Origin of the sequence: Lelliottia amnigena, from assembly GCF_019047465.1 — a bacterium.
In the GTDB taxonomy this organism is placed as follows: domain Bacteria; phylum Pseudomonadota; class Gammaproteobacteria; order Enterobacterales; family Enterobacteriaceae; genus Enterobacter; species Enterobacter amnigenus.
The window spans coordinates 4,324,489-4,350,623 of the sequence record NZ_CP077236.1 but is presented as its reverse complement, the minus strand read 5'-3'; the positions used below and the strand labels follow the sequence as shown (position 1 = coordinate 4,350,623).

Here is a 26,135-nt window from a genome sequence, read left to right as displayed (position 1 = left end):
TCTCAGTAATACGAGCTGAGAAAAGGGAGTCGCATCATGGCGGTTCAAAAGAAAGTTGTACGTCCGATTATGGCGAGCGCAATTGCCGTCGCGTTGAGTGGTTGTGTGACCGTCCCTGACGCGATCAAAGGAACCAGCCCGACGCCGCAGCAAGATCTGGTGCGGGTGATGAATGCCCCTGAACTGTACGTCGGGCAGGAAGCGCGCTTTGGCGGGAAAGTCGTTGAGGTTATCAATCAGCAGGGCAAAACCCGCCTTGAGATTGCGACGGTTCCACTGGATAGCGGTGCGCGTCCCATACTGGGAGAGGCCTCCCGTGGGCGTATTTACGCGGATGTGAATGGCTTCCTCGATCCGGTTGATTTCCGTGGGCAACTGGTCACGGTTGTCGGGCCAATCACTGGCGCGCAGCAAGGTAAAATTGGCAGCACGCCATATAAATTTATGACGATGCAGGCGAACGGCTATAAACGCTGGCGCGTCACGCAGCAGGTTATGCTGCCACCGCAGCCGATCGATCCCTGGTTCTGGGGTCCGCATCCCTACCGCTATGGCTACGGTGGATGGGGCTGGTATAACCCAGGTCCGGCGCAGGTACAGACCATCGTAACAGAATAACGTATTGTTATATTTAGATAAGAGACAGCGGCTCAGCCGCTGTCTCTGTTTTTTACGGCTATAACACAAAAAAAAGAGTGACGCGCTTCGCAACCTTAAATCTGGACAATTAATAAACTGGTACGCTGAGTTAATATAATGTTAACGAACTGTTTATTCTCGGGGTTGCGATGACGACGAACGCTCATTTCAGAGGTGATGCATTGAAGAAGGTTTGGCTAAACCGGTATCCCGCGGATGTTCCTGCGGAGATCAATCCTGACCGTTATCAATCCCTGGTTGAATTATTTGAAAATTCCGTCACGCGCTACGCCGATCAGCCTGCGTTTGTGAACATGGGTGAAGTGATGACCTTCCGCAAACTGGAAGAGCGCAGCCGGGCGTTTGCGGCTTACCTGCAGGAAGGCTTAGGGCTGAAGAAAGGGGACCGCGTCGCACTGATGATGCCAAACCTGCTCCAGTATCCGGTGGCACTTTTTGGGATCCTGCGGGCGGGCATGATCGTGGTTAACGTTAACCCGCTGTATACGCCGCGCGAGCTTGAACACCAGTTAAACGACAGCGGTGCCGCGGCGATTGTGATTGTCTCCAACTTTGCCCACACCCTGGAAAAAGTGGTCGATAAAACGCAGGTCCGCCACGTTATCCTGACGCGCATGGGCGATCAGCTCTCGACGGCTAAAGGCACGCTGGTTAACTTCGTTGTCAAATACGTTAAGCGTCTGGTCCCGAAATACCATCTTCCGGACGCGATCTCTTTCCGCCGCGCGCTGCATAACGGCTACCGTATGCAGTACGTGAAGCCAGAAGTGGTGCCGGACGATCTGGCGTTCCTGCAATACACCGGCGGGACGACCGGCGTGGCGAAAGGTGCGATGCTGACGCACCGCAATATGCTGGCCAATCTCGAGCAGGTGAATGCGACCTACGGCCCGCTGCTGCACCGTGGCAAGGAGCTGGTCGTCACGGCATTGCCGCTGTATCACATATTTGCACTGACCATGAACTGCCTGCTGTTTATCGAACTGGGCGGGCAAAATCTGTTAATCACCAACCCGCGTGATATTCCAGGCCTGGTGAAAGAGCTGGCGAAATATCCGTTTACGGCGATGACGGGCGTGAATACGCTCTTTAATGCGCTACTGAATAACAAAGAGTTCCAGCAGCTCGATTTTTCTACTCTTCATCTTTCGGCGGGCGGCGGCATGCCGGTTCAGCAAGCCGTGGCCGAACGTTGGGTTAAGCTGACGGGTCAGTACCTGCTTGAAGGTTACGGCCTGACGGAATGCGCGCCATTAGTCAGCGTGAATCCGCATGATATTGATTACCACAGCGGAAGTATTGGTCTGCCGGTTCCCTCGACAGAAGCCAAGCTGGTGGATGATCAAGACAATGAAGTGGCGCACGGGGAACCGGGCGAACTGTGTGTCAAAGGCCCTCAGGTGATGCTAGGTTACTGGCAGCGACCTGACGCCACTGATGAAATCATGAAAGGCGGCTGGCTGCACACGGGTGATATCGCGGTGATGGATGACGAAGGATTCTTGCGTATCGTCGATCGTAAGAAAGACATGATTCTCGTCTCCGGCTTCAACGTCTATCCCAACGAAATTGAAGATGTCGTCATGCAGCACAGCGGGGTGCTGGAAGTGGCTGCCGTTGGCGTTCCCGCGGGAAGCAGCGGCGAGACGGTGAAGATTTTCGTGGTCAAAAAAGAGTCCTCCCTGACCGAAGAAGAACTCATTACCTTCTGTCGCCGTCAGCTGACCGGATATAAAGTGCCGAAGCTGGTCGAGTTCCGCGATGAATTGCCAAAATCGAACGTCGGGAAGATATTACGACGAGAATTACGTGACGAAGCACGCGCCAAAGTGGACAATAAAGCCTAAGCTTCGAGTGAGTCGCCATGAGACGCCGGTTTAGCCGGCGTTTTTTATGGGCGCAAACCAAAGAGAAACCGTTTTGAATTACCAGATGATCACAACCAACGACGAACTGGCAACGCTGTGCGATGTCACCCGCGACTTTCCTGCCATCGCTCTGGATACCGAGTTTGTCCGCACGCGGACCTACTATCCGCAGTTAGGTTTGATCCAGATGTACGATGGCAAGAATGTGTCTCTCATCGACCCTCTCGGCATCACCGACTGGTCGCCGATGCGTGAACTGCTGCTTAATACTGCCATCACCAAATATCTGCACGCAGGCAGTGAAGATCTGGAAGTGTTTCTCAACACCTTTGGCATCATGCCGGAACCCTTGATCGATACGCAAATTTTGGCGGCATTCTCAGGCCGTCCGCTTTCCTGGGGCTTCGCTGCGATGGTAGAAGAGTACACTGGCATTGCGCTCGACAAGAGCGAGTCACGTACCGACTGGCTGGCGCGCCCCCTGACTGAACGTCAGCTTGACTATGCGGCCGCCGACGTCTTCTATCTGTTGCCTATCGCCGGTCAGCTGATGAAAGAGGCCGAAGCCGCGGGCTGGCTTGATGCGGCGCTCAATGAGTGCCGAATGACGCAGCAGCGCCGTCAGGAAACGGTTGATCCCAAAGACGCCTGGCGTGATATCACCAATGCCTGGCAGCTGCGTACGCGCCAGCTCGCCTGCCTGCAACTTCTGGCTGAGTGGCGTCTGCGTAAGGCGCGTGAGCGCGATTTGGCCGTGAATTTTGTGGTTCGTGAAGAGCACCTCTGGGCCGTGGCGCGCTATATGCCGGGCAGCATGGGTGAGCTGGACAGCATTGGCTTGTCCGGAAGCGAGATCCGATTCCACGGGAAAACCTTGCTGGCGTTGGTCGCGCAAGCGCAACAGCTGCCCGAAGATGAACTGCCTGAGCCGCTGTTAAATCTGATGGATATGCCTGGCTATCGCAAGGCGTTCAAAGATATCAAAGCGCTGGTGCTGGAAATAGGGACGGAAAACAAGGTGAGTCCTGAACTGCTGGCGTCACGTCGTCAGATTAACCAACTGCTGAACTGGCACTGGAAGCTGAAAACGCAAAATGGCCTGCCGGAAATGATGGCGGGCTGGCGCGGTAATTTGATGGCCGATCGACTGAAAGTGCTGCTGGAAGGCTATCCGCGCTAAGAAATGATAACCCCGGCACGCAAAACCGCGCCGGGGTTATATAACCGTCATACTGTAAATTACAGGTGTCGGCGGCGTTCATTCACCCGAATCACTGACTGCTGCCAGCGCCTCGGGAGCACTTCTCTTGCCGTCTTCCCGCAACGCAAATTATTGAGGTTATGCCTCACTCAACTAGGGACGCGACTCTTCTGCTTCTGGCAGCGTGACGTTCAGCTCCAGAATCGAAATATCTCCGTCCTTTTGCTCAAGCTGCACGGTGACCATCTCCGGGTCGATCTGCACGTACTTACAAATCACTTCCAGGATATCTTTGCGCAGCTGCGGCAAATAGTGCGGTTCCGCATCGCTGCGGCGACGCTCCGCGACGATAATTTGCAGTCGCTCTTTTGCGATGTTAGCGGTGCTTTTTTTCCGCGAGAGAAAAAAGTCCAGTAATGCCATAACTTATCCTCCGAACAGGCGTTTGAGGAAACCTTTCTTCTCTTCTTCAATGAAGCGGAAAGGACGTTCTTCTCCCAACAGACGGTCAACGGTATCAGCGTAGGCTTTACCCGCGTCTGCCATGATGTCGAGGATCACAGGCTCACCCTGGTTAGAGGCGCGCAACACGGATTGATCTTCCGGAATCACGCCAAGCAGTTTGATACGCAGGATCTCGAGTACGTCTTCCATGCTAAGCATGTCACCTTTATTGACACGACCCGGATTATAACGGGTCAGCAGCAGGTGTTCTTTAATGGGTTCCTGACCATTTTCCGCACGGCGGGATTTGGACGCCAGAATACCCAGGATTCGGTCAGAGTCACGTACGGACGACACTTCAGGGTTGGTGGTGATGATCGCTTCATCAGCGAAGTAGAGCGCCATCAACGCACCGGTTTCGATACCTGCAGGGGAATCACAGACAACGAAATCGAATTCCATTTTCTTCAGTTCTTCGAGCACTTTTTCAACGCCTTCACGAGTCAGGGCGTCTTTATCACGCGTCTGAGAAGCAGGCAGGATAAAGAGATTCTCGGTGCGCTTATCTTTAATCATCGCCTGGTTTAACGTGGCATCGCCTTGAATGACGTTGACGAAGTCATACACGACGCGACGCTCGCAGCCCATAATCAAATCCAGATTACGCAGGCCGATATCGAAATCGATAACAACGGTTTTCTTTCCCTTCTGGGCCAAACCAGTAGCGATGGCCGCGCTGGAGGTGGTCTTGCCAACGCCTCCTTTACCCGAAGTCACAACAATAATGCGTGCCATAGAAATTCCTTGTTAAAAGGGATCAATTCAACGGTTGAACAGTCAAAGCGTTCTCTGCCAGTAACAGACGGGCCGCTTTGCCATAAAATTCAGCTGGGATTTTATCGCTCAGCCAATATTCACCTGCGATGGAAACCAGTTCCGCCGTCAGATGGGTACAAAAAATTTGCGCATCCCGATCGCCACTGGCTCCTGCCAGCGCGCGGCCTCTCATCATGCCGTAGACATGGATATTGCCATCGGCGATAAGCTCTGCGCCAGCGCTAACGTGGCTTGTCACAATCAGATCACAGTTTGGTGCATAAATGCGCTGACCGGAACGAACCGGCACATCAATCATTCGCGTTTTTGTGACAGGCGTTACAGTTTGCGTTTGCGGCGGGGGCGTTGGGGCTTCTTTTGGCGCAGAACGCGCCGTTTTTTCTTTCCCTTCATTCAGTAGGGGCAGACCCGCGCGCTCGATTTCATTTTTTAATCGGGCATCTTTACAGCCACTGATGCCCACAATCCGCAGACCGGTTGATGAAACCGCCTGCTGAAGATGCTGCCAGTTTACCGGCGCATCCAGACCACTGACGTTCACCACCACGGGGGCGTGTTTAAGAAAAGCAGGGGCCTCTGCGATTTTGTCTTCTAACGCCTGACGAATAACCTCGGGTTTTGCATCATGCAAATGAACCACTGATAAGGTGAAGCTACTGCCTTTAAGCTCGATGGGCGTGTTTGACATCCTGGCCTTACTCAATTTGCTGTTAATCGCAGCACATTCGCCGCGATATTACGAAGAGTATCAGGCATGTTATAGTCACTGGTATATTGAGGCAAGCAACCACCCGTTAATTCAGAGTAAAAAAATGTTTTGTGTGATCTATCGAAGTGCTAAACGCGACCAGACCTATCTTTATGTCGAAAAGAGAGACGATTTTTCCCGAGTGCCTGAAGAATTAATGAAAGGTTTCGGTACGCCGCAGCTGGCGATGCTGTTGCCGCTGGACGGGCGCAAACAGTTGGTTAACGCCGATCTGGAAAAAGTCAAAACGGCATTGAAAGATCAGGGCTATTATTTACAGCTTCCGCCACCGCCTGAGAATTTATTAAAACAGCATCTCGAAGGCGAAGGGAAAAAATAACGCCGGAGAAATCCGAGGGTGATATATCAACCGTTTAGGGGATGAGCATGTATCAGCATCATAACTGGCAAGGCGCATTACTGGATTATCCTGTGAGCAAAGTCGTTTGTGTTGGCAGTAATTATGCGAAGCACATTCAGGAAATGGGCAGTGCCGTGCCAGACGAGCCGGTTTTGTTTATCAAACCCGAAACCGCACTGTGTGATATTCGCCAGCCGCTGGCGTTGCCGCAGGGGCTGGGGTCGGTTCATCATGAAGTTGAGCTGGCTGTGCTGATTGGCGCAACGCTGCGCCAGGCCTCCGAAGCACATGTGCAGAAAGCGATTGCGGGATACGGCATTGCGCTGGATCTGACGCTTCGCGATGTGCAGGGCAAAATGAAGAAAGCCGGGCAACCTTGGGAAAAGGCCAAAGGGTTTGATAATTCTTGCCCGATTTCAGGTTTTATCCCGACGGCTGATTTTAAAGCCGATCCGCAGAACACGTCGCTCAGCTTGAAAGTGAACGGCGATATCCGCCAGCAGGGCAACACGGCCGATATGATCCATAAAATTCTGCCGCTCATTGCCTACATGAGCCGCTACTTCACCCTTAAACCGGGCGATGTCATTCTCACCGGCACCCCTGAAGGGGTCGGTCCGCTGAACAGCGGCGATGAACTTGACATCGAATTCAACGGCCAGTCCGTTAAAACCCGCGTGCTGTAAAATCCTGTTGCCGCCTTTAATCGGCGGCAAAACTTGCATCCACGTGCCAGACTCGTTATAAGGTGCGCTTTCTTTTGACGTGTGGACATCATCCTTATGAGCGAAATCCCTTTCTGGCAAAGCAAAACTCTCGACGAAATGACCGACGTGGAGTGGGAATCGCTGTGTGACGGCTGCGGACAATGCTGCCTGCATAAGTTGATGGATGAGGACTCCGACGAAATCTATTTTACCAACGTCGCGTGCAAGCAGTTGAATATCAAAACCTGCCAGTGCCGTAACTACGAGCGTCGTTTTGAGTATGAGCCTGATTGCATCAAGCTGACCCGCGATAATCTCCCGACGTTTGAGTGGTTGCCGCACACCTGCGCCTATCGCCTGCTGGCCGAGGGGAAGGAATTGCCGACCTGGCATCCGCTGCTCACCGGTTCAAAAGTGGCGATGCATGGCGAACGTATATCTGTTCGACATATTGCGGTGAAAGAATCCGAAGTGCAGGACTGGGAAGACCATATTCTGAATCATCCCAATCGGGCATAAAAAAACCCGCCGAGGCGGGTTATTTCAAACGTCCAAACAAGTCTCGTTGTTTCGGCTTGAAAGGTTGGGCTATCAGCACCAGCAGCGCGATGACGAAGTAGGCAACAAAAATACCCACCAGCCACTGCGGCATCTCCAGCGTCAGGAATTCCCACTGACGGACGGAGCAATCACCTGAAGCAACAAATACCTGCGGCAGCCATTTGTCCAGCGGCAGCCAGCTCGGGAAGCGAGCGGCGAAGTCACAGGTCATGAACGGCGAAGGATGCAGCTGCATTGCAGTGTGCTGCCACGCAAGCTCAATGCCTTTCCAGGCACTGTATAACCAGATAGCGATCCCGGCATAGCGCAAAGGTGATTTCGGGGCAATTGCACCGACAAGCCCTGCACCCATAATGCCGAAAAGCGCACAACGTTCGTAAATACATAACACACAGGGTTTCAGCAACATCACATGCTGAAACCACAGCGCTACCATTTCCAGCGCAAAGGCGGTCAGGGCCATCAACAACCACGCTCCGCGACCGCGAGAGCACTGGTTCAAATATCGCAACATAATTATTTCCCTGGAACTTGCTTAGAAAGCGCAGTGTAAACCAAAACGTTTTATGCGCCACCTGCTCCTGGCAAAATAAAGCGTAATTGGATATTTATAATGCAGAAAGCCAAACCGGGCAGCGAACTGCCCGATTTCAGGGACTTAATGCGCGGCCAGTATACCTATTTGCATGAACCATTGCGTATAAGGAATGAGGGTAAATTTGACGCACAGCAAACCTACCAGCGTTAATACGAGCGTATAAGGCAGCGCCATCCACACCATTCTTCCGTAGGAGAGTCGAATGAGTGGCGCGAGAGCGGACGTTAACAGGAACAAAAAGGCCGCCTGACCATTCGGTGTCGCGACAGAAGGCAGGTTAGTCCCGGTATTTATCGCCACCGCCAGCCGTTCAAATTGAGTGATGTCAATCGCACCGCTTTCCAGTGCGGTTTTCGCTTCATTGATATACACCGAACCGACAAACACGTTATCCGAGATCGACGACAGCAGACCATTAAACAGATAAAACAGCGACAGCTGAGAATCTGGCGAAGCCTGCAACACAAAGTGAATAATGGGCGTGAACAACTGCTGATCGATGATCACCGCCACGATGGCAAAGAAAACGGCCAGCAGGGCGGTGAAGGGCAGCGCTTCGGTAAAGGCCTTGCCGATCGCGTGTTCATCGGTCACGCCCGTAAATGACGTCGCCATAATAATGACCGACAGGCCAATCAATCCCACTTCTGCCAAATGAAACGCCAGGGCGAAGATCAGCCATGCACCGATAATCCCTTGTGCGATCAACGCCAGCTTTTCCTGACGAGTACGCTGGCGGCGGCTTTTCAGATCGAATTCCTGAAGCACGTCGCGTACCGGTCCAGGAAGCTGCGCGCCGTAACCGAAGGTTTTTGTCCTTTCAAGCAGGAAACAGGTGAGCATTCCGCAGATAAACACCGGCACGCTGACGGGCGCAACGCGCAAAAAGAACTCGGTGAAATTCCAGCCAGCCGCTTTCGCAATAATCAGGTTTTGCGGCTCACCGACCATCGTCATCACACCGCCCAACGCAGTCCCAACGCCTGCGTGCATCATCAGACTGCGTAAGAATGCGCGGAATTGTTCCAGAACGTCACGCTTGTTGACGTCGAGCTGGCTATCATCCTGAAGATCGTTATCGCTACTGGACGATGCGACGCGGTGGTAAATGCCGTAAAAGCCGACCGCGACGCTAATGACCACGGCTACCACGGTCAGGGCATCGAGGAACGCGGAGAGAAATGCAGCAGCCATGCAGAACGAAAGAGAAAGCACCGTTTTGGAGCGAATACTCAGCAGCAGGCGGGTAAAGATGAAAAGCAATAACTGCTTCATGAAGTAAATCCCTGCCACCATAAACATCAGCAGCAAAAGTACTTCAAGGTTGGTTGCCAGTTCGTCTTTCACCCGCTCGGCACTGGTCATGCCGATAACAACCGCCTCAATCGCCAGCAGACCGCCCGGCAGCAACGGATAACATTTCAATGCCATCGCCAGCGTAAAGATAAATTCGGCGACCAGCAGCCATCCAGCCATAAACGGCTGAAAGATAAACACCAGTGGATTAATAATCAGAAATATAAGTAGCGTCAGTTTGTACCAGTCAGGTGACTGGCCTAAAAAATTGCGCCACAGGGCGCGCCCATAAGAAATTTCCACAACAGACTTCCTTCCCCGCCAAAGTTAAGCAAAACATTATTATACGCATAATCGAGGTGAATGCCCCCCTTGCTGCCAGGGTAGGGTATTTGATAAAAATGAAACAGCGATCCCTTTTTCCCTCTTCGCTGCGCTACCTGCCTCCGTAAGCCTCTGGTATGATGAGTCCATTAGTTCAAGCTGTGTAATGGAAATCTCACTATGGTCATAAAGGCGCAAAGCCCGGCGGGTTTCGCTGAAGAGTACATCATTGAAAGCATCTGGAATAACCGTTTTGCGCCAGGAACGATTCTTCCCGCTGAACGCGAACTCTCTGAACTTATCGGCGTCACACGCACCACCTTACGCGAAGTGTTACAGCGTTTGGCCCGTGATGGCTGGTTGACCATTCAGCACGGCAAACCCACCAAAGTGAACAACTTCTGGGAAACGTCGGGTCTGAATATTCTTGAAACGCTCGCACGCCTCGATCACGAAAGTGTTCCTCAACTGATTGATAATCTGCTGTCAGTGCGCACCAACATCTCGACCATTTTTATTCGCACCGCTTTCCGTCAGCATCCCGATAAGGCGCTGGAAGTGTTGGCAACGGCGAATGCCATTGAAGACCATGCCGATGCCTTTGCGACTCTCGACTACAACATTTTCCGTGGTCTGGCTTTTGCTTCCGGTAATCCCATTTACGGGCTGATCATCAACGGCATGAAAGGGCTGTATACCCGCATTGGTCGTCACTATTTTGCCAATCCGGAAGCCCGTAGCCTGGCGCTCGGTTTCTATCATAAGCTCAGCGAGCTCTGCGCTGAGGGGCTGCACGATCAGGTGTACGAAACGGTCCGTCGTTACGGTCGTGATAGCGGCGAGATCTGGCACCGGATGCAGAAGAATCTGCCCGGTGATTTAGCGATTCACGGGCATTAACAGTAAAAAGCCTCTCAAATGAGAGGCTTTTTTTCGCTTTTTAGTTAGCGTGTTTAAAGAGAGTTAGTACGCGCCGGGCAACGTTCTAATAATTCCACGCTACCATCTTCGTTTTGCTGTTCCATCATCACGTCAAAACCCCACAGACGATGAACATGCTTGAGCACCTCTTTGCGTCCTTTATCCAGCGGGGCGCGGTTATGCGGAATATAGCGGAGCGTTAAGGAACGATCGCCGCGGAGATCCACATTCCAGACCTGAATATTCGGCTCCAGATTGCTCAAGTTATACTGTGAGGACAGGCGCGAGCGGATTTCACGGTAACCCTCTTCATTGTGAATCGCTGAGATCTCAAGATAGTTGTTGTGATCGTCATCCAGCACCGTAAAGAAGCGGAAGTCACGCATGATTTTTGGCGACATAAACTGGCTAATAAAGCTCTCGTCTTTAAAGTCGCGCATCGCAAAATGCAGCGTTTCCAGCCAGTCTGACCCGGCAATATCCGGGAACCAGTATTTATCCTCTTCCGTCGGCGACTGACAAATGCGTTTGATGTCCTGGAACATCGCAAACCCGAGCGCATACGGATTTATCCCGCTATACCACGGGCTGTTGTAAGGCGGCTGGAACACCACGTTGGTGTGACTGTGCAGGAACTCCAGCATAAAACGCTCGGTCACTTTCCCTTCGTCGTACAGATGATTAAGAATGGTGTAGTGCCAGAACGTCGCCCACCCCTCATTCATCACCTGCGTCTGTTTCTGCGGATAGAAATACTGGCTCACCTTACGCACGATGCGCAGGATTTCACGCTGCCAGGGTTCCAGCAGCGGCGCGTTTTTTTCCATAAAGTAGAGAATGTTCTCCTGCGGCTCGGAAGGATAACGCCGCGCTTCGGCAACGGTTTTTTCTTCTTCGCGTTTCGGCAGGGTACGCCACAGCATATTCACCTGGCTTTGCAGATACTCTTCACGGCTTTTCTGCCGCGCTTTTTCTTCCTGCAGAGAGATTTTTTGCGGGCGCTTATAGCGATCGACACCGTAATTCATCAGCGCATGGCAGGAGTCGAGCAGTTTTTCCACTTCATCCACGCCGTAGCGCTCTTCGCACTCGGTAATGTATTTCCGCGCGAAAATCAGATAATCGACAATGGAGCTGGCGTCAGTCCAGCTGCGGAACAGATAGTTATTCTTGAAAAAAGAGTTATGCCCGTAACAGGCATGCGCCATCACCAGCGCTTGCATAGTGATGGTATTTTCTTCCATCAGATAGGCAATACACGGGTTTGAGTTGATAACAATTTCATACGCCAGCCCTTGCTGACCATGTTTGTAAAGCCGCTCGGTTTCAATAAATTTTTTGCCGAACGACCAGTGAGGATAGTTGATTGGCATCCCGACGCTGGAATAGGCGTCCATCATCTGTTCGGAAGTAATGACTTCAATCTGATGGGGGTAGGTATCCAGCCGATACAGTTTGGCCACCCGGTCAATCTCGGCCAGGTAAACATCGAGTAATTCAAAAGTCCAGTCGGGTCCATCGCTGAGACGTGTGCTGTCCTTGTTCATCGAATCAATGGTAGCCATTAGCGCGCCCTCGTTGTCGGTGCTCTCTCTGTCTGGAGAGCCTCCTTTCAAGCATAGAACAACGCTTTAAAAAACGTGCTGGCGCAGAAATGTTTTCTTTACGATTTCACGTTTCTGATCTGGTAGAAAACATGACTTCCACAGAGCATTGTGCTGGCTAACGATGAAGCGTAGCACGAGATCCCAGATTACCCCTCTCCCAGTCTGTCAGGGAAGGTGTGAGGTAAGTCACCATAAAAAAGTCGTATGTTGAATAATATTTTCAACTAGGTTATCAATCTGTAATTAGATGATTATTCTTGTGCACATAATGGAGCCGCTATGCGTGTTGTCGTCCTGGGAAGTGGAGTCGTTGGCGTGACCAGCGCCTGGTATTTAAGTCAGGCTGGACATGAGGTGACCGTCATTGACCGTGAGCCGGGATCCGCGCTTGAGACCAGTGCAGCGAATGCCGGGCAGATCTCTCCCGGTTATGCTGCGCCGTGGGCAGCACCAGGCGTTCCGTTAAAAGCCATTAAATGGATGTTCCAGCGTCATGCGCCGCTGGCGATCAGTCTTGATGGGACGCCGTCCCAGCTCAAGTGGATGTGGCAGATGCTACGCAACTGCGACACTCGCCATTACATGGAAAACAAAGGCCGCATGGTCCGTCTGGCGGAGTACAGTCGCGACTGTCTGAAAACCCTGCGTGCATCAACGGGAATTGAGTACGAAGGGCGTCAGGGGGGCACGCTGCAGTTGTTCCGCACCGCGCAGCAATACGAAAACGCCACGCGCGATATTGCCGTGCTTGAAGATGCCGGCGTGCCTTATCAACTCCTCGAGGCGAGCCAACTGGCACAGGTGGAACCGGCGCTGGCCGAAGTGGCGCACAAGCTGACCGGCGGGCTGCGCCTTCCAAATGACGAAACCGGCGACTGCCAGCTCTTCACCCAGCGTCTGGCGAAGATGTGCGAGCAGGCTGGCGTCACGTTTCGCTACAACACGCCCGTCGATAAATTGCTGTCTGAAGGCGGAAAAATCTACGGCGTGAAATGTGGCGATGAAGTGATTAAAGCCGACAGTTACGTCATGGCGTTTGGCTCGTACTCCACTGCGATGCTGAAGGGATTGCTGGATATTCCGGTCTACCCCCTTAAGGGGTATTCGCTCACAATCCCGGTCAAAGAGGATAACGGCGCGCCAGTTTCAACTATCCTTGATGAAACTTACAAAATCGCCATTACCCGCTTTGATAACCGAATTCGCGTGGGCGGCATGGCTGAAATTGTCGGTTTTAATACGGAATTGCTGCAACCGCGCCGCGAAACCCTGGAAATGGTGGTACGCGATCTCTTCCCACGAGGAGGATTTGTCGAACAAGCCACTTTCTGGACCGGATTGCGTCCGATGACCCCGGACGGCACGCCTATTGTCGGGCGCACGCCGTTTAAGAACTTATGGACCAATACGGGGCACGGAACGCTGGGCTGGACGATGGCCTGCGGCTCAGGACAGTTGCTCAGTGATTTGATTTCGGGCCGTACGCCGGCGATTCCGTTCGATGATCTAAGCGCTGCGCGCTACCAGTCGGGTTTTACGCCATCCCGCCCACAGCATTTGCACGGCGCGCATAATTAACAAGGAGTCGTCATGTCCCGTCCTATTCTGGCTCAGCTGGATTTGCAGGCCCTGAAAAACAACCTGCAGATAGTCCGCCGTGCTGCGCCAGGCTCTCGCGTTTGGTCGGTCGTAAAAGCCAACGGCTACGGCCACGGAATTGAATCCATCTGGAGCGCGCTAAGTGCCACTGATGGTTTTGCTTTACTGAATCTGGAAGAGGCGATCCTGCTGCGTGAGCGCGGCTGGAAAGGTCCGATTCTGCTGCTGGAAGGCTTCTTTAATGCCGACGAACTGCCGCTGCTGGATAAGTATCGTCTGACCACCAGCGTGCACAGCAACTGGCAAATCAAGGCGCTGCAAAATGCGAAACTGCATTCGCCGCTCGATATTTACCTCAAAATGAACAGCGGCATGAATCGCCTGGGTTTCCAGCCCGAACGCGTTAATACGGTCTGGCAACAGCTGCGTGGAATCAAAAATGTCGGTGAAATGACGCTGATGGCGCACTTCGCTGACGCCGAAAAGCCTGACGGTATTACGGATGCCATGGCGCGGATTGAGCAGGCGGCAGAAGGGCTGGACTGCGCGCGTTCGCTGTCGAACTCGGCGGCGACGCTGTGGCATCCGGAAGCGCATTATCAATGGGTGCGGCCGGGAATTGTGCTGTACGGCGCGTCGCCGTCCGGTCAGTGGCAGGACATCGCCAACAGCGGGCTCAAACCGGTCATGACCTTGCGTAGCGAAATCATTGGCATCCAGACGCTGAAAGCGGGGGATACCGTGGGGTACGGCAGCCGTTACCGCTCAACGGGCGAGCAGCGCATTGGGATTGTGGCTGGGGGGTATGCTGACGGCTATCCACGCCTTGCGCCGACCGGTACGCCCGTGTGGATTGACGGCGTACGCACTGGCACCGTTGGCACGATTTCGATGGACATGATGGCGGTAGATTTGACGCCGTGCCCGCAGGCAGGTATCGGTTCACCGGTCGAACTGTGGGGCAACGAGGTGAAAGTCGATGACGTTGCCTCGGCGGCGGGCACGGTCGGATATGAACTGTTAACGGCTCTGGCCCCCCGCGTCCCTGTTGTAACGGTGTAACCACTCAAAAATTAAGGCAACCCTGGGGTTGCCTTTTTAGTCTGTTCTGATGGGAACGAGCCGAGGTGACGTTACTCAGGCTCATCTTCCAGAGGACGCACACCCACTTTGCGCACCGCATTGTCTTCTTTCTCTGCGACAGTCCAGATCATCCCGGCAAACTCAACCTGATCGCCCACGACGGGCGCGGCCCCCAGCAGTTGCTGCACGATCTCACCCAGCGTCTGCTGTTTATCGCGGTACTCAAGACCGTCTTCCAGCCCATAAATTAAGGCCACGTCGGCAAATTTCGCGCTGGCTTCCAGAATAAAATCGCCGAAGAAACGCTGATCCAGCGCCACCGGCGGCGACTGGCTGAAGAGCTTGCCAAGCGCCGGAAGGTCGGTTTCTCGGCCAATTACGCAGAGAATATCACCCTCACGCAGACGGGTGCTGCCGGTCGGGTGCAGCAGGGCATTATCACGAAACAGCGCGGCGATGCGCGTTTCGGTGGGCATATGCAGATCGCGAAGCGACGCGCCCACGCACCATTTATCAGCACTCAGCTGGTAAACAAACTGCTCCCATGGATTTTCCGGATGAATATCCAACCCGACGCGTGAAACCGGCAAACCGACAGGCGGAACCACTACTTTTGCTTTTTTCGCCGCCCATCCCAGAGAAGTCCCCTGGAACAGCAGCGACACCAGGACCACGAAGAATGCGACGTTGAAGAACAGCCGCGCGTTATCCAGACCGGCCATCATCGGGAATACGGCAAGGATGATCGGTACGGCGCCGCGCAAACCCACCCAACTGATGAAGATGCGTTCGCGCAGGTTAAACCCGCGGAACGGCAACAGTCCGGCAAAGACCGACAGCGGACGGGCAAAGAAAATCATCCACGCCGAAAGCAGCAGCGCCGGAATGGCAATTGGCAGCAGATCGGACGGCGTCACCAGCAGGCCCAGTACGAGGAACATACCGATTTGCGCCAGCCAGGCCAGACCGTCAAAGTTTTGCAGAATGGCGTGGCGGTTGCGAATCGGGCGGTTACCCAGCAGGAAGCCGCAGAGATAGACAGCCAGAATACCGCTGCCGTCCATGGCGGTCGTCAGGGCGAAAATGAGAATCCCGCCGCTCAGCGCGAGCAGAGGATACAGGCCAGCAGGCAGGGAAATACGGTTGATCATCTGCTGTAGCAGATAGCCGCCCGCTAAACCGATAATTATACCCAGCCCAAACTGCTGCAGAATATGCCAGGCGAACATCCAGCTCAGGCCGGTTTCATGCTGCTGAATCATCTCAATCAGCGTGATGGTGAGAAACACCGCCATCGGATCGTTGCTGCCCGATTCAATCTCCAGGGTCGAGCCAACACGTTCGTTCAGCCCTTTGCCGCCCAGCAGAGAAAACACCGCCGCCGCGTCGGTAGAGCCAACGATCGCGCCAATCAGCAGCCCTTGCATAATATCAAGATGGAATAGCCAGGCGGCCATCATGCCGGTCAGACCGGAGGTGATCAGCACGCCAACCGTCGCCAGCGAGAGCGCAGGGCCGAGTGCCACGCGAAAGGAGCTGGCCTGCGTGCGCATCCCGCCATCCAGCAATATCACCGCCAGCGCGAAGTTACTCACCATATAGGCGAAGGGATAGTTATCGAAGGGAATACCGCCAATACCATCGATACCGGCAAGCATGCCGATGGCGAGGAAGATAACAAGTATAGGTATGCCGAGACGCGACGAAAATGAACTTAATAAAATACTGCAGGTTACGAGGACTGAACCCAAAATGAAAAGACTGATTATCGCTGCGGCATCCAATGTTGTCTTACTCCCACCTCAATGTAGTGACTGATACATAAACCCTAACATAATAACGAACGAAACCACGTTTTATTGCCGCGGTAAAAAGGCTTTTTTATGCCTTTATAACGGGATGGCCGCTGATTGTTAATTCGCTGACAGCCCCGTCGTGCTTAAGGACAGCCTGTGCGCCGAGCGGCAAGGTCACCGTCTGCTGTTCGTGACCAAAAGCCAGCCCGCCGATCACCGGAATATTCACTCTCGAGCGCAGGTAATCCATCATACTTTCCAGCGTATACCCGGCATCGTAATCATTCGGTGTCGCACCGCTAAAACTGCCGAGGACGATGGCGCGCTGACGAGAGAGGATCCCCGCGTGCATGAGCTGCAGCAGCATGCGCTCGACGCGGAACGGGTGCTCGTTGATATCCTCCAGCACCAGAATGCCGTTATCAATATTAGGCAACCAGGGCGTGCCAATCAGCGAGACCAGCATGGCCAGGTTTCCGCCCCACAGCTGTCCCTCACACTCACACTGCGGGCCATTGCCTTGCCATGCAATCTGCAGAACGGGATTTTGCAGCGCGCGCCAGAAATGCGCCTGCGTAAAGGCGCCCAGCTCCGGCGCACCAAAATTCGCTGCCAGCATCGGGCCGCTAAAGGTGATGACGTTATGCCGCGCCAGCAAACCCAACTGGATGACGGTGAAATCGCTGTGCCCACAAATCAGCAGGGGATCGTGCTGTTGGCGAGTCGCCAGTCCGTCCCAGTCGATGGTTTCCAGTAATCGGCTGGCACCATACCCGCCACGCACCGCCAGCACGATGTTGTTCGCCCCTTCAAGTTTCACCAGGTCGTTGATATCCGCCAGCCTTTGCGCCTCAGTTCCGGCAAAACGCTGCTGGCGACGGGGGATAATTGTCTGATTTGTTACCGAATGGCCAGATTCCAGTAAGCGCTGAATACCGCGCTGTGCGGCGTCCTGGTTAATGCAATAACCGGAAGGGGCGATGAGATGAAACCGGGACATGGCAATTCCTTGCTGAATGAGAACCTAATTATCTATATCATGCCGCCTATAGGCCGCCTGCTTCAAGGGGGATAACGTAATCGCGATGACCGGATATAAGGACAGATGACGTGAAATTGAGATGGTTTGCTATTTTGATCGTATTGCTGGCGGGGTGTAGTACTAAAAAAGATTATCAAAATCCGCCATGGAATCCGGAAGTACCCGTGAAACGTGCGATGCAATGGATGCCTGTCACTGAAAAAGCCGGGAAGGCCTGGGGCGTGAGCCCGCGGCTGATCACGGCGATTATCGCGGTGGAGTCTGGAGGCAATCCTGAACTTGTAAGCAAATCGAATGCGGTCGGTTTAATGCAGCTTAAAGCCTCTACGGCAGGGCGCGAAGTGTACCGCTACATGGGCTGGAAAGGTCAGCCGTCGACCAGCGAGCTGAAAAATCCGGAACGGAATATCTCAATGGGTACGGCGTATTTGAGCATTCTGGAACATGGGGTTCTGAAGGGCATCGACGATCCGGAAGTGATGCAGTACGCGCTGGTGGTCTCTTACGTCAACGGCGCGGGCGCACTGCTGCGAACCTTCTCATCGGATCGCAAAGAAGCGATTGAAGAGATCAACGGCATGGATAAAAACGAATTTGTTGACCATGTTGCGAAGAACCATCCGGCACCACAGGCCCCACGCTATATCTGGAAAGTTCAGAAAGCTATGGACGCCATGTAATGCCGTTGCCGGGTAGCACGTTGCTGTCCGGCACGTATCAAATCACTTTATTCGCGCGTTCCCGCGCCTCTCGCTCCAGTGAGAAAATAATACGCTGGAGTTCACGCTCGGCGCCCGGGCCGACATTCAGAAACCGGAAGCTCAGACGTGGCGTAGTAATGGTTTCGTTTTTGCTGTCCACGACTTTGCGTTCGCTAATGGCAATTAACTGCGCGTCAAAGTAAAACCGTCCCCAGCCGCCCATATCCAGCTCAATCTGCGAAAAACGCATCCCTTCGACCAAACCTTCCGGCCTTGCAGTGTCCATTAATGCGCCCATGCCGCCTAACGAAAGGTCAAACAGGCGAAAGCGGATCTCTTTTTTATCCGGCATTTTGGCTTTACAAAAATAGGACGGATGCAGCGGGGCGTTGATACGAAAATACTCGCGGCGCTGAACAAACCACACGCTGTTGGGTAATGGCGCAAAAAAAGCAGGCAGACCTTGATAGTCGCCCTGAATCAATTGCGGCAGGACAAATTCGACTTTTGCGCCTTTCGTTTCCGCCATCACGGAGAGATTTTGCGCGCGCACCGCCGCCCGGTTTTCATATTCCTGACTACCGAGGTCGATGACCAGTCGCTCAGGGGTGGCTTCAAGAATCTTGCTAATAAACTGATTTGTAGACCAACTGATGCGCAAAGGGACTTCGCCCTTATGCAGGTCGCGTAATACCCCTAATACAGCCAGCGGATTTTGCTTCAGGAACTGCTCACTGTAATTACTCACGCCGAATGGCTCCTCGGTTGTCTGGCAAACTGTCGATGAAGTATCGGCAGTAAACGAAAGAACTTAATACAAACCGGTGAATTTTTTTTAAAAATGAGACGTAATTAAGTCGGTGACAAAGAATGGTTTTCGCGCGCTGTCCTATACTTAAGTCACTTGCGCGGAAGGTTTCAGCGCATGCATTTAATCTGCAAGAGGGCATCGTATGGGTATCATCGCGTGGATTGTGTTTGGTCTGATTGCCGGTATTATCGCAAAATTCATCATGCCTGGACGTGATGGCGGCGGCTTTATCCTGACCTGTTTACTGGGTGTGATTGGTGCGGTAGTGGGAGGCTGGCTGGCGACGATGTTTGGCGTCGGCGGCAGCGTGAGTGGCTTCAATTTGCACAGTTTCCTGGTGGCTGTCGTGGGTGCCATTGTCGTGCTGGCAATATTCCGGCTACTCAGGCGTGCGTAAACAAACATCAACGGCTCTCATGTGAGGGCCGTTTTTTTTGGTCTTGATATTGCTTTGTAAATCGAAATGAGAATAATTGTCGTTTCTAGCCATTTCTAATAATAAGACGACAATATGAAAACCTCACATTTTGCGATATGTGCGTTGGCAGGCGCGGTCACGCTGGCGTTGCACACGCCCGCGTTTGCTCAGGAAACCACCATCGTGGTCAGCGGGACGGATCAAGACAGCGCGCTGCCCGGATGGACCAACAGCGCCACAAAATCCGCCGTGGCTGAAAGTAAAACCCCGCAGGTGATAAACACGATATCGGCCACGGAGATCGAACAGCGCCACGCGAACTCGGTCAATGAAATTCTGCGCTACGCACCGGGCGTGTCCACCGAAGTGCGTGGCAATACCTCGTATATGAGCGAATACAAAATTCGCGGCTTCACCGTTGAGCAAGAGTATTACAACGGTCTTCAGCTGCCCTATAACGTCACCGGGAATACCAAAGCGCGAATCGATCCCCTGTTAATCGAGAGCGTGGATATTCTCAAAGGGCCCGCGTCTGTCTTGTACGGCGGCGGTTCCCCCGGCGGGCTGGTGAATATTCAGGGCAAAAAGCCGCAAAAAGAACAGCACACGGAAGTGGGCGTTAATACCGGCACACGCAATCTGAAAGAGGGCTATCTGGATTCCACTGGGCAAATCGCCGACAGCGACTGGAATTACCGTCTGCTGGGTAAAGCGACCGAAGGTGACGATCAGCCGCATACCACGCGCACGGAAAACTATCTGGTTGCGCCTTCTGTCACCTGGCAGCCTGATAGCAAAACGCGTCTCACCCTTGACGCGCTGGCGCAAAATACCCCGAGTCTTTCGCCATCTAACCCTTTGCCGCTGTCCTATTTGCGGTCGAAATATGCTGGCCGACGCGACTACGCGGGCGATGAGTGGAGCGGCTTCAAACAGCGTCAGTGGATGCTGGGTTACAGCTTTGAACATGAATTTGACAGCGGCTGGGGCTTCAACCAAAAAGCGCGCTATTTTGACGTCGACACCCATCAGCGCAGCGTCTATTCAACGGGTGCGGGCAGCGAGGTTTACCAGCTCAACCGTTTTGCGTACACCACAGATGAAGATCTGCACAGCTTTAACATTGATAACCAGGTGACCAAAACCCTGACTCTGGGTGGATGGAAACATCATCTGCTGGCGGGCTTTGATTATCAAAAACTGAATTCCCATTTCCATTATCGCTACGCATCGGCAACGCCTGGTATTAATATGCGTGACCCGGATTACACGCAAATCAGCGAAAGCGCATTGGGCCTGTATACCGCGCAGAAAAACCGCCTGAGCTATCAGCAAAACGGTTACTACCTGCAGGATCAGGTGGAGTTTGGCGGCCTCAATCTGCTCGGCAGCGTGCGTTACGACGATTACCGTTCGGTTACCACCAACTATCTGCAAAATGGCGACAAGGCGTGGGTATCGCAGGATCGCGTGACCAAACGACTGGGCGCGCTGTACGCCTTTGAAAACGGAATTTCACCGTTTATCAGTTACTCAGAGGGCTTTGCACCGGTTTCGCCGCAGGGCACGTTAATGGCGAAAGACGTCAAACCCACCACCAGCAAACAGATGGAAGGCGGGGTCAAATACCTGCTGGAAGAGTACGCCACCACGCTGACAGCGTCAGTGTTCAATATTCGCCAGAAAAATGTAGTCACTACTGATCCCGGTTTCCTGAACTATCGTCAGACGGGCGAAGTAGAGTCGAAAGGGGCAGAGTTGTCCGTCGTCAGCCGTCCAACCGATAATTTGACGTTGATCGGCAATTACGCGTATACCCACGCCATCAATACCGAAGATGATAAGTATCAGGGCAAACGACCGACGCAGGTGCCGGAGAATGCCTTTACGCTTTGGGGGGATTACACCTTCGACAGCACGCCGGTCAAAGGATTGAATCTCGGCGCCGGTGCGCGTTACACCGGGCCAATGGAGATTGCGCCGACTAACGACCAGGGCAAACTGGGCGGCACGACTCAGTACGATCTGGCGGCGTCTTATCGTATGGGTGAAATTATACCTTCTCTTGAAGGGCTGACCATTAAGGCCAGTGCGCAGAACATCACCAATAAAGAAACCTTTACCTGTTATGACGCCACAAACTGCTGGATTGGGCGCGACCGTACTTATCAGGTCGGGGCAAGCTACAGTTTCTGATTAAGTTCAGGGTAGGGCTAAAAAGTAAAACGGCAACTGAGGTTGCCGTTTTGTTTGCTATCCACTTATAGGATGTAAGCCATAAAATAACGTTCTGGCTACTGCGCCACACTCTTCTGCGTTGACGATTGCGGAGCAACATCCTCGTTCGCCGCTGGCTGTGAGGCAGGTACGCTGTCGCACGGTTTCTCTTTCGGACACACGAGATCCAGCATTTTTAACGTCACGCCATTGGTCCAGCCGAATCCATCCTGCAATGGATACTCGCCTCCGCCGCCGCCCGTTCCGGTGGTAGAAACGTCATATTTCTCGACCAGTTTTTGCTCGCGATCGTAGGTGTGCTGAACGTTAGTCAGGAAGCGCCAGGTGACATCCATCGCCACTTTTTCATGACCGTAGTTTTGCAGCCCTTCAGCGGCAACCCATTGTAAAGGTGCCCAGCCGTTTGGCGCGTCCCACTGCTGGCCGCTATTGACGGTGGTGGTCGAAATTCCCCCCGGTTTAAGCAGACGCGAGGCCGTCGCGCTGGCGACTTTCGCGGCGCGATCGTTTGACGCCGCGTTCACATACAGCGGGAACAGTGCGGCGGCGGTCAGCTGATTACGCACCTTTTTGCTCTTCAGATCGTAATCGGCGTACCAGCCCTCTTTGTCATTCCACAGATGGTTTTCCATGGCTTTTTGACGAGACGTCGCCAGGTTTTCATACTTGCTGGCCGCGGCAGCATCGCCCGATTCCTGGCTCGCTTTTGCCAGCAGTTTTTCCATCTTGAACATCAGGGCGTTCAGGTCGACGGGCACAATACTGGTGGTACGGATCGTCCCGAGCTTTTGCGGATCGTCCATCCAGCGGGAGCTAAAGTCCCAGCCAGACGCCGCCGCAGATCGCAGATCGCGATAGATCTCCGTCGCCGGACGGTTCGGGTTATTTTTAGCGGTGGTCACGTCATCAAGCCAGGATTCAGGGCGGGGCGTATCGCGGTCATCCCAATAGCGGTTCAGAATCGAACCATCATCCAGTTTTACCACACGTTTATTCGCCTGCCCCGGCTGTAAGCTCTCTGCGCCTTCCATCCAATAGGCGTACTCTTTTTCCATCTGCGGACGATAGGTTTTCAGCGCCTCTTTATCATGCGTCGCCAGCAGCTCAACCATCAGGGAGAAGAACGGCGGTTGGGAGCGGCTCAGATAATAGCTGCGGTTACCGTTGGGGATATGGCCCCAGGCGTCGAGTTCGTAGGCAAAGTTCGCCACCATATCGCTGATTTTGTCCCAGTGGCCGCTCTCGGCCAGGCCCAGCATAGTGAAGTAGCTGTCCCAGTAATAGACTTCACGGAAACGCCCGCCCGGCACGACATAGGGTTTAGGCAACGGAAGCAGTGAATCCCATTTGCTGGCCTTATCGGTGGTGCGCGTCAGCACCGGCCATAAACCGTCAATATGTTCGCGTAAGTTCTGCCCGGCGGGAGGAACATATTTTTCCCCTTCGCCCGGCAGGGTGAAGTTCATCTCGACAAAGTGTCGCAGGTCAAAGCTGGACTGTTTATGCTGCATGCGGTAATCCGCCAGGATCATCAGGGGATCGCTTTTGGGTACCGCGTCGGCAAAGGTTTTTTGATCAGGGAATAATTTTGCGGTCTGCACGTCAACAAACAGGGGACCGAGCAGAATATCCGGCGACTGCTTTTGCGTGGATTGTGCCTCTTCGGCATGGCCGAACGCAGCCACACCGAGCAGTGCGCCTCCCAATGCGACGCGCAGCGCCAGCGTTAAAGCCGCAGGACGGCGCAGATCAATTATCGTCATCGATTCTTCTCCTTTTTATTTGCGAGCAGCGTGAACGCTGTCGTCAATCACCTGAAAACCTTAGACGAATATCGCCGGCTTCGCGTGTTGAACATCCCACTTTAGGCAGAACCAGACGATTTACTGTTTAGATCTCCTCTGCAATCGGGGTGGTTTCCCGCAAGGCACCGGGCGCCTGACCGACAATGCGTTTAAACGCCCGGCTGAACGCCGCGAGCGAGCCATAGCCCAGACGCAGCGCAACGGTTTCAATGGGCTGATGCTCATGACGAATGTACTGAATCGCCAACCGCATCCGCAGCTCGCTTAAGTATTTTGCCGGTGTCGTACCGGTGGCCGACAAAAAGCGCTCGGCAAAAACGGATCGCGACGTGCCGGCTTCTTTCGCCAGCTCCGCCACGCTCCAGTTGACACCAGGCTGCTGGTGCATGGCATAAATCGCGCGGCTGAGGCGCGGATCGCGCAAAACCTGTACCCAGCCGGTGGCTTTGCCGCAACCCGCTTCCACCCAGCCACGCACGATGAGTGCGGCGACCACATCAGCCAGACGCGCCAGAATTCCGGCAAACCCCACCTGGCGCGTCATGGATTCGCGTTCCATTGCCGCCAGCAACGGATGGATCTCGGGCCACGTCGACATCAGGCGACTCACCATCATCACTTCTGGCATCGCTTTGATCAGCGGCTGCATCCCGCCCAGCTCAAAGTCCATACACCCGCTGAATATCACCGTCTTATCACTCTGAGGGCACGGCTCGCAGGTGATGGCACAGACAGAGTTGCAAATCGATTCACTGGGATAGGCGGAAACCGGGATCACAGTGGCGTTTTCATCAGAAAGCAGGGCGTGCGCGTTACCGTTCGGGATAAACAGCGCATCGCCACTGTTCAGAGTAAAGCGCGCGCCGCTCTCCATGCGCAGCAGCGCTGAACCCTGACTCACGAAATGAAACTGCGCTTTGCCGGCGACATAGGCAAACGACACGCCAAAGGGCGAGGTGGTTTCGATGCGACGATATTTCACACCTGAAAGCCGCATTCCGCGCAAAAGCTCGCTGATCATATCGGGTGGCTGAACGGTCATGGAGACAACTCCGGACGAATAATCAATAAGTGGAGATTATATGTCATAGATCGTCCGTGGGGAACGCCCTATGATTCGTGACAGTTGTCACATTATTTTAACGGGAGAGCAACCGATGAGTTCATGTATCGCGGCGAGTGAGGCAATCGTGCCCGCAAAACCCGCCTGGCGAGCCGTCTATTCACTGGGACTGGGGGTGTTTGGCCTGATTACGGCCGAGTTTTTACCCGCCAGTTTATTAACACCGATGGCGGCAAGTCTGGGGGTGACCGAAGGCATGGCCGGGCAGGCGGTCACGGCAACGGCGCTGGTTGCGCTGGTCACCGGTTTGCTGATAACGCCAGCGACGAAAAATATCGACCGTCGCTGGGTACTGATGTTTTTCTCGGTGCTGCAAATTATCTCCAGTCTGCTGGTGGCATTTGCGCCGACCCTAAACGTGTTGCTGTTTGGTCGTTTACTGCTGGGGATTGCCATTGGCGGTTTCTGGGCGATGTCGACGGCGACGGCGATGCGGCTGGTGCCTGCGGATAAAGTGCCAAAAGCGCTGGCGGTGATCTTCTCCAGCGTGTCGGTCGCCACCGTGGTTGCCGCGCCACTCGGGAGCTATCTCGGTAGCCTGATTGGCTGGCGCAACGTCTTTATCCTCTGCATTGTGCCGAGCATAGTGGCGCTGCTCTGGCAGCTCTGGGTGCTGCCGTCAATGAAGCCGGAGAGTAGCGGCAGCCTGGCGACGCTTCTGCGCGTGTTGCGCCGTCCGGGGATGATTGGCGGTTTACTGGCGACGGTGCTGATTTTCAGCGGACATTTTGCCTTCTTCACCTATCTGCGCCCGTTCCTCGAAACCGTTGGACAGGCCAGCGTAGAGACCATCTCCGTGATCCTGCTAGGCTTCGGGCTGGCGAATTTTGTCGGCACGTCCATTGCCGGGATGTTGCTTGCGCGGAATTTGCGCCTGACGCTGGCGCTGGTTCCTTTCGTGATGGGCATCCTGGCATTGATGATGGTGGCGTTTGGCCATCTGGCGATGCTGGACGGTCTGCTGGTGGCGCTGTGGGGATTTGCGTTTGGGCTGGTGCCCGTTGGCTGGTCGACCTGGCTTGCCACGACCGTGCCGGACGAAGCCGAAAGCGCGGGCGGGTTGCTGGTCGCCTCCATTCAGTTTGCGATTGGTGCTGGCGCGGCAGGCGGTGGGGCGATATTTGACCTCAACGGGGCCAGCGGCGTATTTGCCGGCAGCGGCCTGCTGCTGGTCTCCGCCATGGTGATTGTGCTGGCAGGCGTTCGGGTCAAACCGGTGACGGCGGAATGAGAAAACGCCCCGGAAAGGGGCGTTTAGTTCACACGGCGGGCTGTACTTTTCGGGCGTTCACCACGTTCTGCCTCGCAATGGCGACGATAATCAGCGCGCCCAGTTCCAGGAATACGACGATCCTGACCATCCCGCCGTTAACGTTTCCTGTCACG

The 26,135-nt window shown here is 54.0% G+C and carries 25 protein-coding genes; 13 read left to right on the top strand and 12 right to left on the bottom strand.

Annotation, left to right across the window (positions count from 1 at the left end; all coding sequences use genetic code 11):
- Positions 1 to 36: 36 nt before the first annotated feature.
- The 3 genes from I6L74_RS20565 (at position 37) to rnd (ending at position 3,708) form a co-directional block, all read left to right on the top strand.
- Positions 37 to 618, top strand: a complete 582-nt coding sequence (locus tag I6L74_RS20565) for a Slp family lipoprotein (protein WP_059179749.1) — start codon at positions 37 to 39, stop codon at positions 616 to 618.
- 203 nt (positions 619 to 821) lie between these two features.
- Entirely contained in the window at positions 822 to 2,507 is a 1,686-nt protein-coding gene (gene fadD, locus I6L74_RS20560; RefSeq protein WP_072241904.1) for a long-chain-fatty-acid--CoA ligase FadD, read from the top strand.
- A gap of 73 nt (positions 2,508 to 2,580) precedes the next feature.
- Positions 2,581 to 3,708, top strand: coding sequence for a ribonuclease D (rnd, locus tag I6L74_RS20555; RefSeq protein WP_128131102.1), 1,128 nt, complete (start codon positions 2,581 to 2,583; stop codon positions 3,706 to 3,708).
- Positions 3,709 to 3,882: 174 nt separating this feature from the next.
- Here the strand turns inward: rnd and minE are convergent, their stop codons facing one another.
- Genes minE through minC form a run of 3 tightly spaced genes read right to left on the bottom strand, consistent with a single transcriptional unit; the run spans position 3,883 to position 5,698 of the window.
- Entirely contained in the window at positions 3,883 to 4,152 is a 270-nt protein-coding gene (gene minE, locus I6L74_RS20550; protein WP_010432714.1) for a cell division topological specificity factor MinE, read from the bottom strand.
- Between the two features lie 3 nt (positions 4,153 to 4,155).
- A complete protein-coding gene (gene minD / locus I6L74_RS20545) occupies positions 4,156 to 4,968 on the bottom strand; it encodes a septum site-determining protein MinD (RefSeq protein WP_012017755.1) in 813 nt (270 codons plus the stop codon).
- A 22-nt stretch (positions 4,969 to 4,990) separates the two neighbouring features.
- Entirely contained in the window at positions 4,991 to 5,698 is a 708-nt protein-coding gene (gene minC, locus I6L74_RS20540) for a septum site-determining protein MinC (RefSeq protein WP_059179752.1), read from the bottom strand.
- Between the two features lie 124 nt (positions 5,699 to 5,822).
- Here minC and I6L74_RS20535 point away from each other — a divergent pair, with 124 nt between their 5' ends.
- The 3 genes from I6L74_RS20535 to ycgN all read left to right on the top strand — a co-directional run bounded on the left by I6L74_RS20535 (position 5,823) and on the right by ycgN (position 7,345).
- Positions 5,823 to 6,098 (top strand): YcgL domain-containing protein, encoded by a 276-nt coding sequence (locus tag I6L74_RS20535; protein ID WP_059179810.1) that lies wholly within the window; start codon positions 5,823 to 5,825, stop codon positions 6,096 to 6,098.
- Positions 6,099 to 6,145: 47 nt separating this feature from the next.
- Entirely contained in the window at positions 6,146 to 6,805 is a 660-nt protein-coding gene (locus I6L74_RS20530) for a fumarylacetoacetate hydrolase family protein (RefSeq protein WP_059179811.1), read from the top strand.
- Between the two features lie 96 nt (positions 6,806 to 6,901).
- The gene (ycgN, locus tag I6L74_RS20525) at positions 6,902 to 7,345 is read left to right on the top strand and encodes a cysteine cluster protein YcgN (protein WP_059179753.1); all 444 of its coding nucleotides are present in this window, start codon (positions 6,902 to 6,904) and stop codon (positions 7,343 to 7,345) included.
- 19 nt (positions 7,346 to 7,364) lie between these two features.
- Here ycgN and dsbB read toward each other — a convergent pair whose 3' ends face one another.
- Together dsbB and nhaB are read right to left on the bottom strand one after the other, a co-directional pair.
- Positions 7,365 to 7,901: a disulfide bond formation protein DsbB gene (dsbB, locus tag I6L74_RS20520; protein WP_059179754.1), complete on the bottom strand. Its 537-nt coding sequence runs from the start codon at positions 7,899 to 7,901 to the stop codon at positions 7,365 to 7,367.
- A gap of 144 nt (positions 7,902 to 8,045) precedes the next feature.
- Positions 8,046 to 9,584 carry a sodium/proton antiporter NhaB gene (nhaB, locus tag I6L74_RS20515; RefSeq protein ID WP_059179755.1) on the bottom strand — a complete coding sequence of 513 codons (1,539 nt, stop codon included), beginning with the start codon at positions 9,582 to 9,584 and terminating at the stop codon, positions 8,046 to 8,048.
- A 201-nt stretch (positions 9,585 to 9,785) separates the two neighbouring features.
- On the opposite strand from nhaB, the gene fadR reads away from it, so the two are divergent.
- Positions 9,786 to 10,505 (top strand): fatty acid metabolism transcriptional regulator FadR, encoded by a 720-nt coding sequence (gene fadR / locus I6L74_RS20510; RefSeq protein ID WP_059179756.1) that lies wholly within the window; start codon positions 9,786 to 9,788, stop codon positions 10,503 to 10,505.
- Positions 10,506 to 10,558: 53 nt separating this feature from the next.
- Here fadR and I6L74_RS20505 read toward each other — a convergent pair whose 3' ends face one another.
- On the bottom strand, positions 10,559 to 12,091 hold the full coding sequence (locus I6L74_RS20505) for a SpoVR family protein (RefSeq protein WP_012017747.1): 1,533 nt from the start codon (positions 12,089 to 12,091) through the stop codon (positions 10,559 to 10,561).
- 321 nt (positions 12,092 to 12,412) lie between these two features.
- Here I6L74_RS20505 and I6L74_RS20500 point away from each other — a divergent pair, with 321 nt between their 5' ends.
- Together I6L74_RS20500 and dadX are read left to right on the top strand one after the other, a co-directional pair.
- Positions 12,413 to 13,711: a D-amino acid dehydrogenase gene (locus I6L74_RS20500; RefSeq protein ID WP_059179757.1), complete on the top strand. Its 1,299-nt coding sequence runs from the start codon at positions 12,413 to 12,415 to the stop codon at positions 13,709 to 13,711.
- 12 nt (positions 13,712 to 13,723) lie between these two features.
- A complete protein-coding gene (dadX, locus tag I6L74_RS20495) occupies positions 13,724 to 14,794 on the top strand; it encodes a catabolic alanine racemase DadX (RefSeq protein WP_059179758.1) in 1,071 nt (356 codons plus the stop codon).
- 71 nt (positions 14,795 to 14,865) lie between these two features.
- On the opposite strand, the gene I6L74_RS20490 is transcribed toward dadX, so the two are convergent.
- Positions 14,866 to 16,599, bottom strand: coding sequence for a potassium/proton antiporter (locus I6L74_RS20490; protein ID WP_059179759.1), 1,734 nt, complete (start codon positions 16,597 to 16,599; stop codon positions 14,866 to 14,868).
- A 97-nt stretch (positions 16,600 to 16,696) separates the two neighbouring features.
- Positions 16,697 to 17,611 (bottom strand): muramoyltetrapeptide carboxypeptidase, encoded by a 915-nt coding sequence (gene ldcA / locus I6L74_RS20485; protein WP_059179760.1) that lies wholly within the window; start codon positions 17,609 to 17,611, stop codon positions 16,697 to 16,699.
- 110 nt (positions 17,612 to 17,721) lie between these two features.
- Here ldcA and emtA point away from each other — a divergent pair, with 110 nt between their 5' ends.
- Entirely contained in the window at positions 17,722 to 18,333 is a 612-nt protein-coding gene (gene emtA, locus I6L74_RS20480) for a membrane-bound lytic murein transglycosylase EmtA (RefSeq protein ID WP_059179761.1), read from the top strand.
- 37 nt (positions 18,334 to 18,370) lie between these two features.
- Here the strand turns inward: emtA and ycgR are convergent, their stop codons facing one another.
- A complete protein-coding gene (ycgR, locus tag I6L74_RS20475) occupies positions 18,371 to 19,102 on the bottom strand; it encodes a flagellar brake protein YcgR (protein WP_059179762.1) in 732 nt (243 codons plus the stop codon).
- 205 nt (positions 19,103 to 19,307) lie between these two features.
- Here ycgR and I6L74_RS20470 point away from each other — a divergent pair, with 205 nt between their 5' ends.
- The gene (locus tag I6L74_RS20470; protein WP_059179763.1) at positions 19,308 to 19,562 is read left to right on the top strand and encodes a GlsB/YeaQ/YmgE family stress response membrane protein; all 255 of its coding nucleotides are present in this window, start codon (positions 19,308 to 19,310) and stop codon (positions 19,560 to 19,562) included.
- Between the two features lie 114 nt (positions 19,563 to 19,676).
- Positions 19,677 to 21,779 carry a TonB-dependent siderophore receptor gene (locus I6L74_RS20465; protein ID WP_059179764.1) on the top strand — a complete coding sequence of 701 codons (2,103 nt, stop codon included), beginning with the start codon at positions 19,677 to 19,679 and terminating at the stop codon, positions 21,777 to 21,779.
- Between the two features lie 98 nt (positions 21,780 to 21,877).
- Here the strand turns inward: I6L74_RS20465 and I6L74_RS20460 are convergent, their stop codons facing one another.
- A complete protein-coding gene (locus tag I6L74_RS20460; protein ID WP_059179765.1) occupies positions 21,878 to 23,584 on the bottom strand; it encodes an alpha,alpha-trehalase in 1,707 nt (568 codons plus the stop codon).
- 127 nt (positions 23,585 to 23,711) lie between these two features.
- Positions 23,712 to 24,668, bottom strand: coding sequence for an AraC family transcriptional regulator (locus I6L74_RS20455; RefSeq protein ID WP_059179766.1), 957 nt, complete (start codon positions 24,666 to 24,668; stop codon positions 23,712 to 23,714).
- 115 nt (positions 24,669 to 24,783) lie between these two features.
- Here I6L74_RS20455 and I6L74_RS20450 point away from each other — a divergent pair, with 115 nt between their 5' ends.
- Entirely contained in the window at positions 24,784 to 25,980 is a 1,197-nt protein-coding gene (locus tag I6L74_RS20450) for an MFS transporter (protein WP_059179767.1), read from the top strand.
- Positions 25,981 to 26,008: 28 nt separating this feature from the next.
- Here the strand turns inward: I6L74_RS20450 and I6L74_RS21595 are convergent, their stop codons facing one another.
- Entirely contained in the window at positions 26,009 to 26,134 is a 126-nt protein-coding gene (locus I6L74_RS21595; RefSeq protein ID WP_255210206.1) for a hypothetical protein, read from the bottom strand.
- Between the last annotated feature and the right edge of the window lies 1 nt (position 26,135).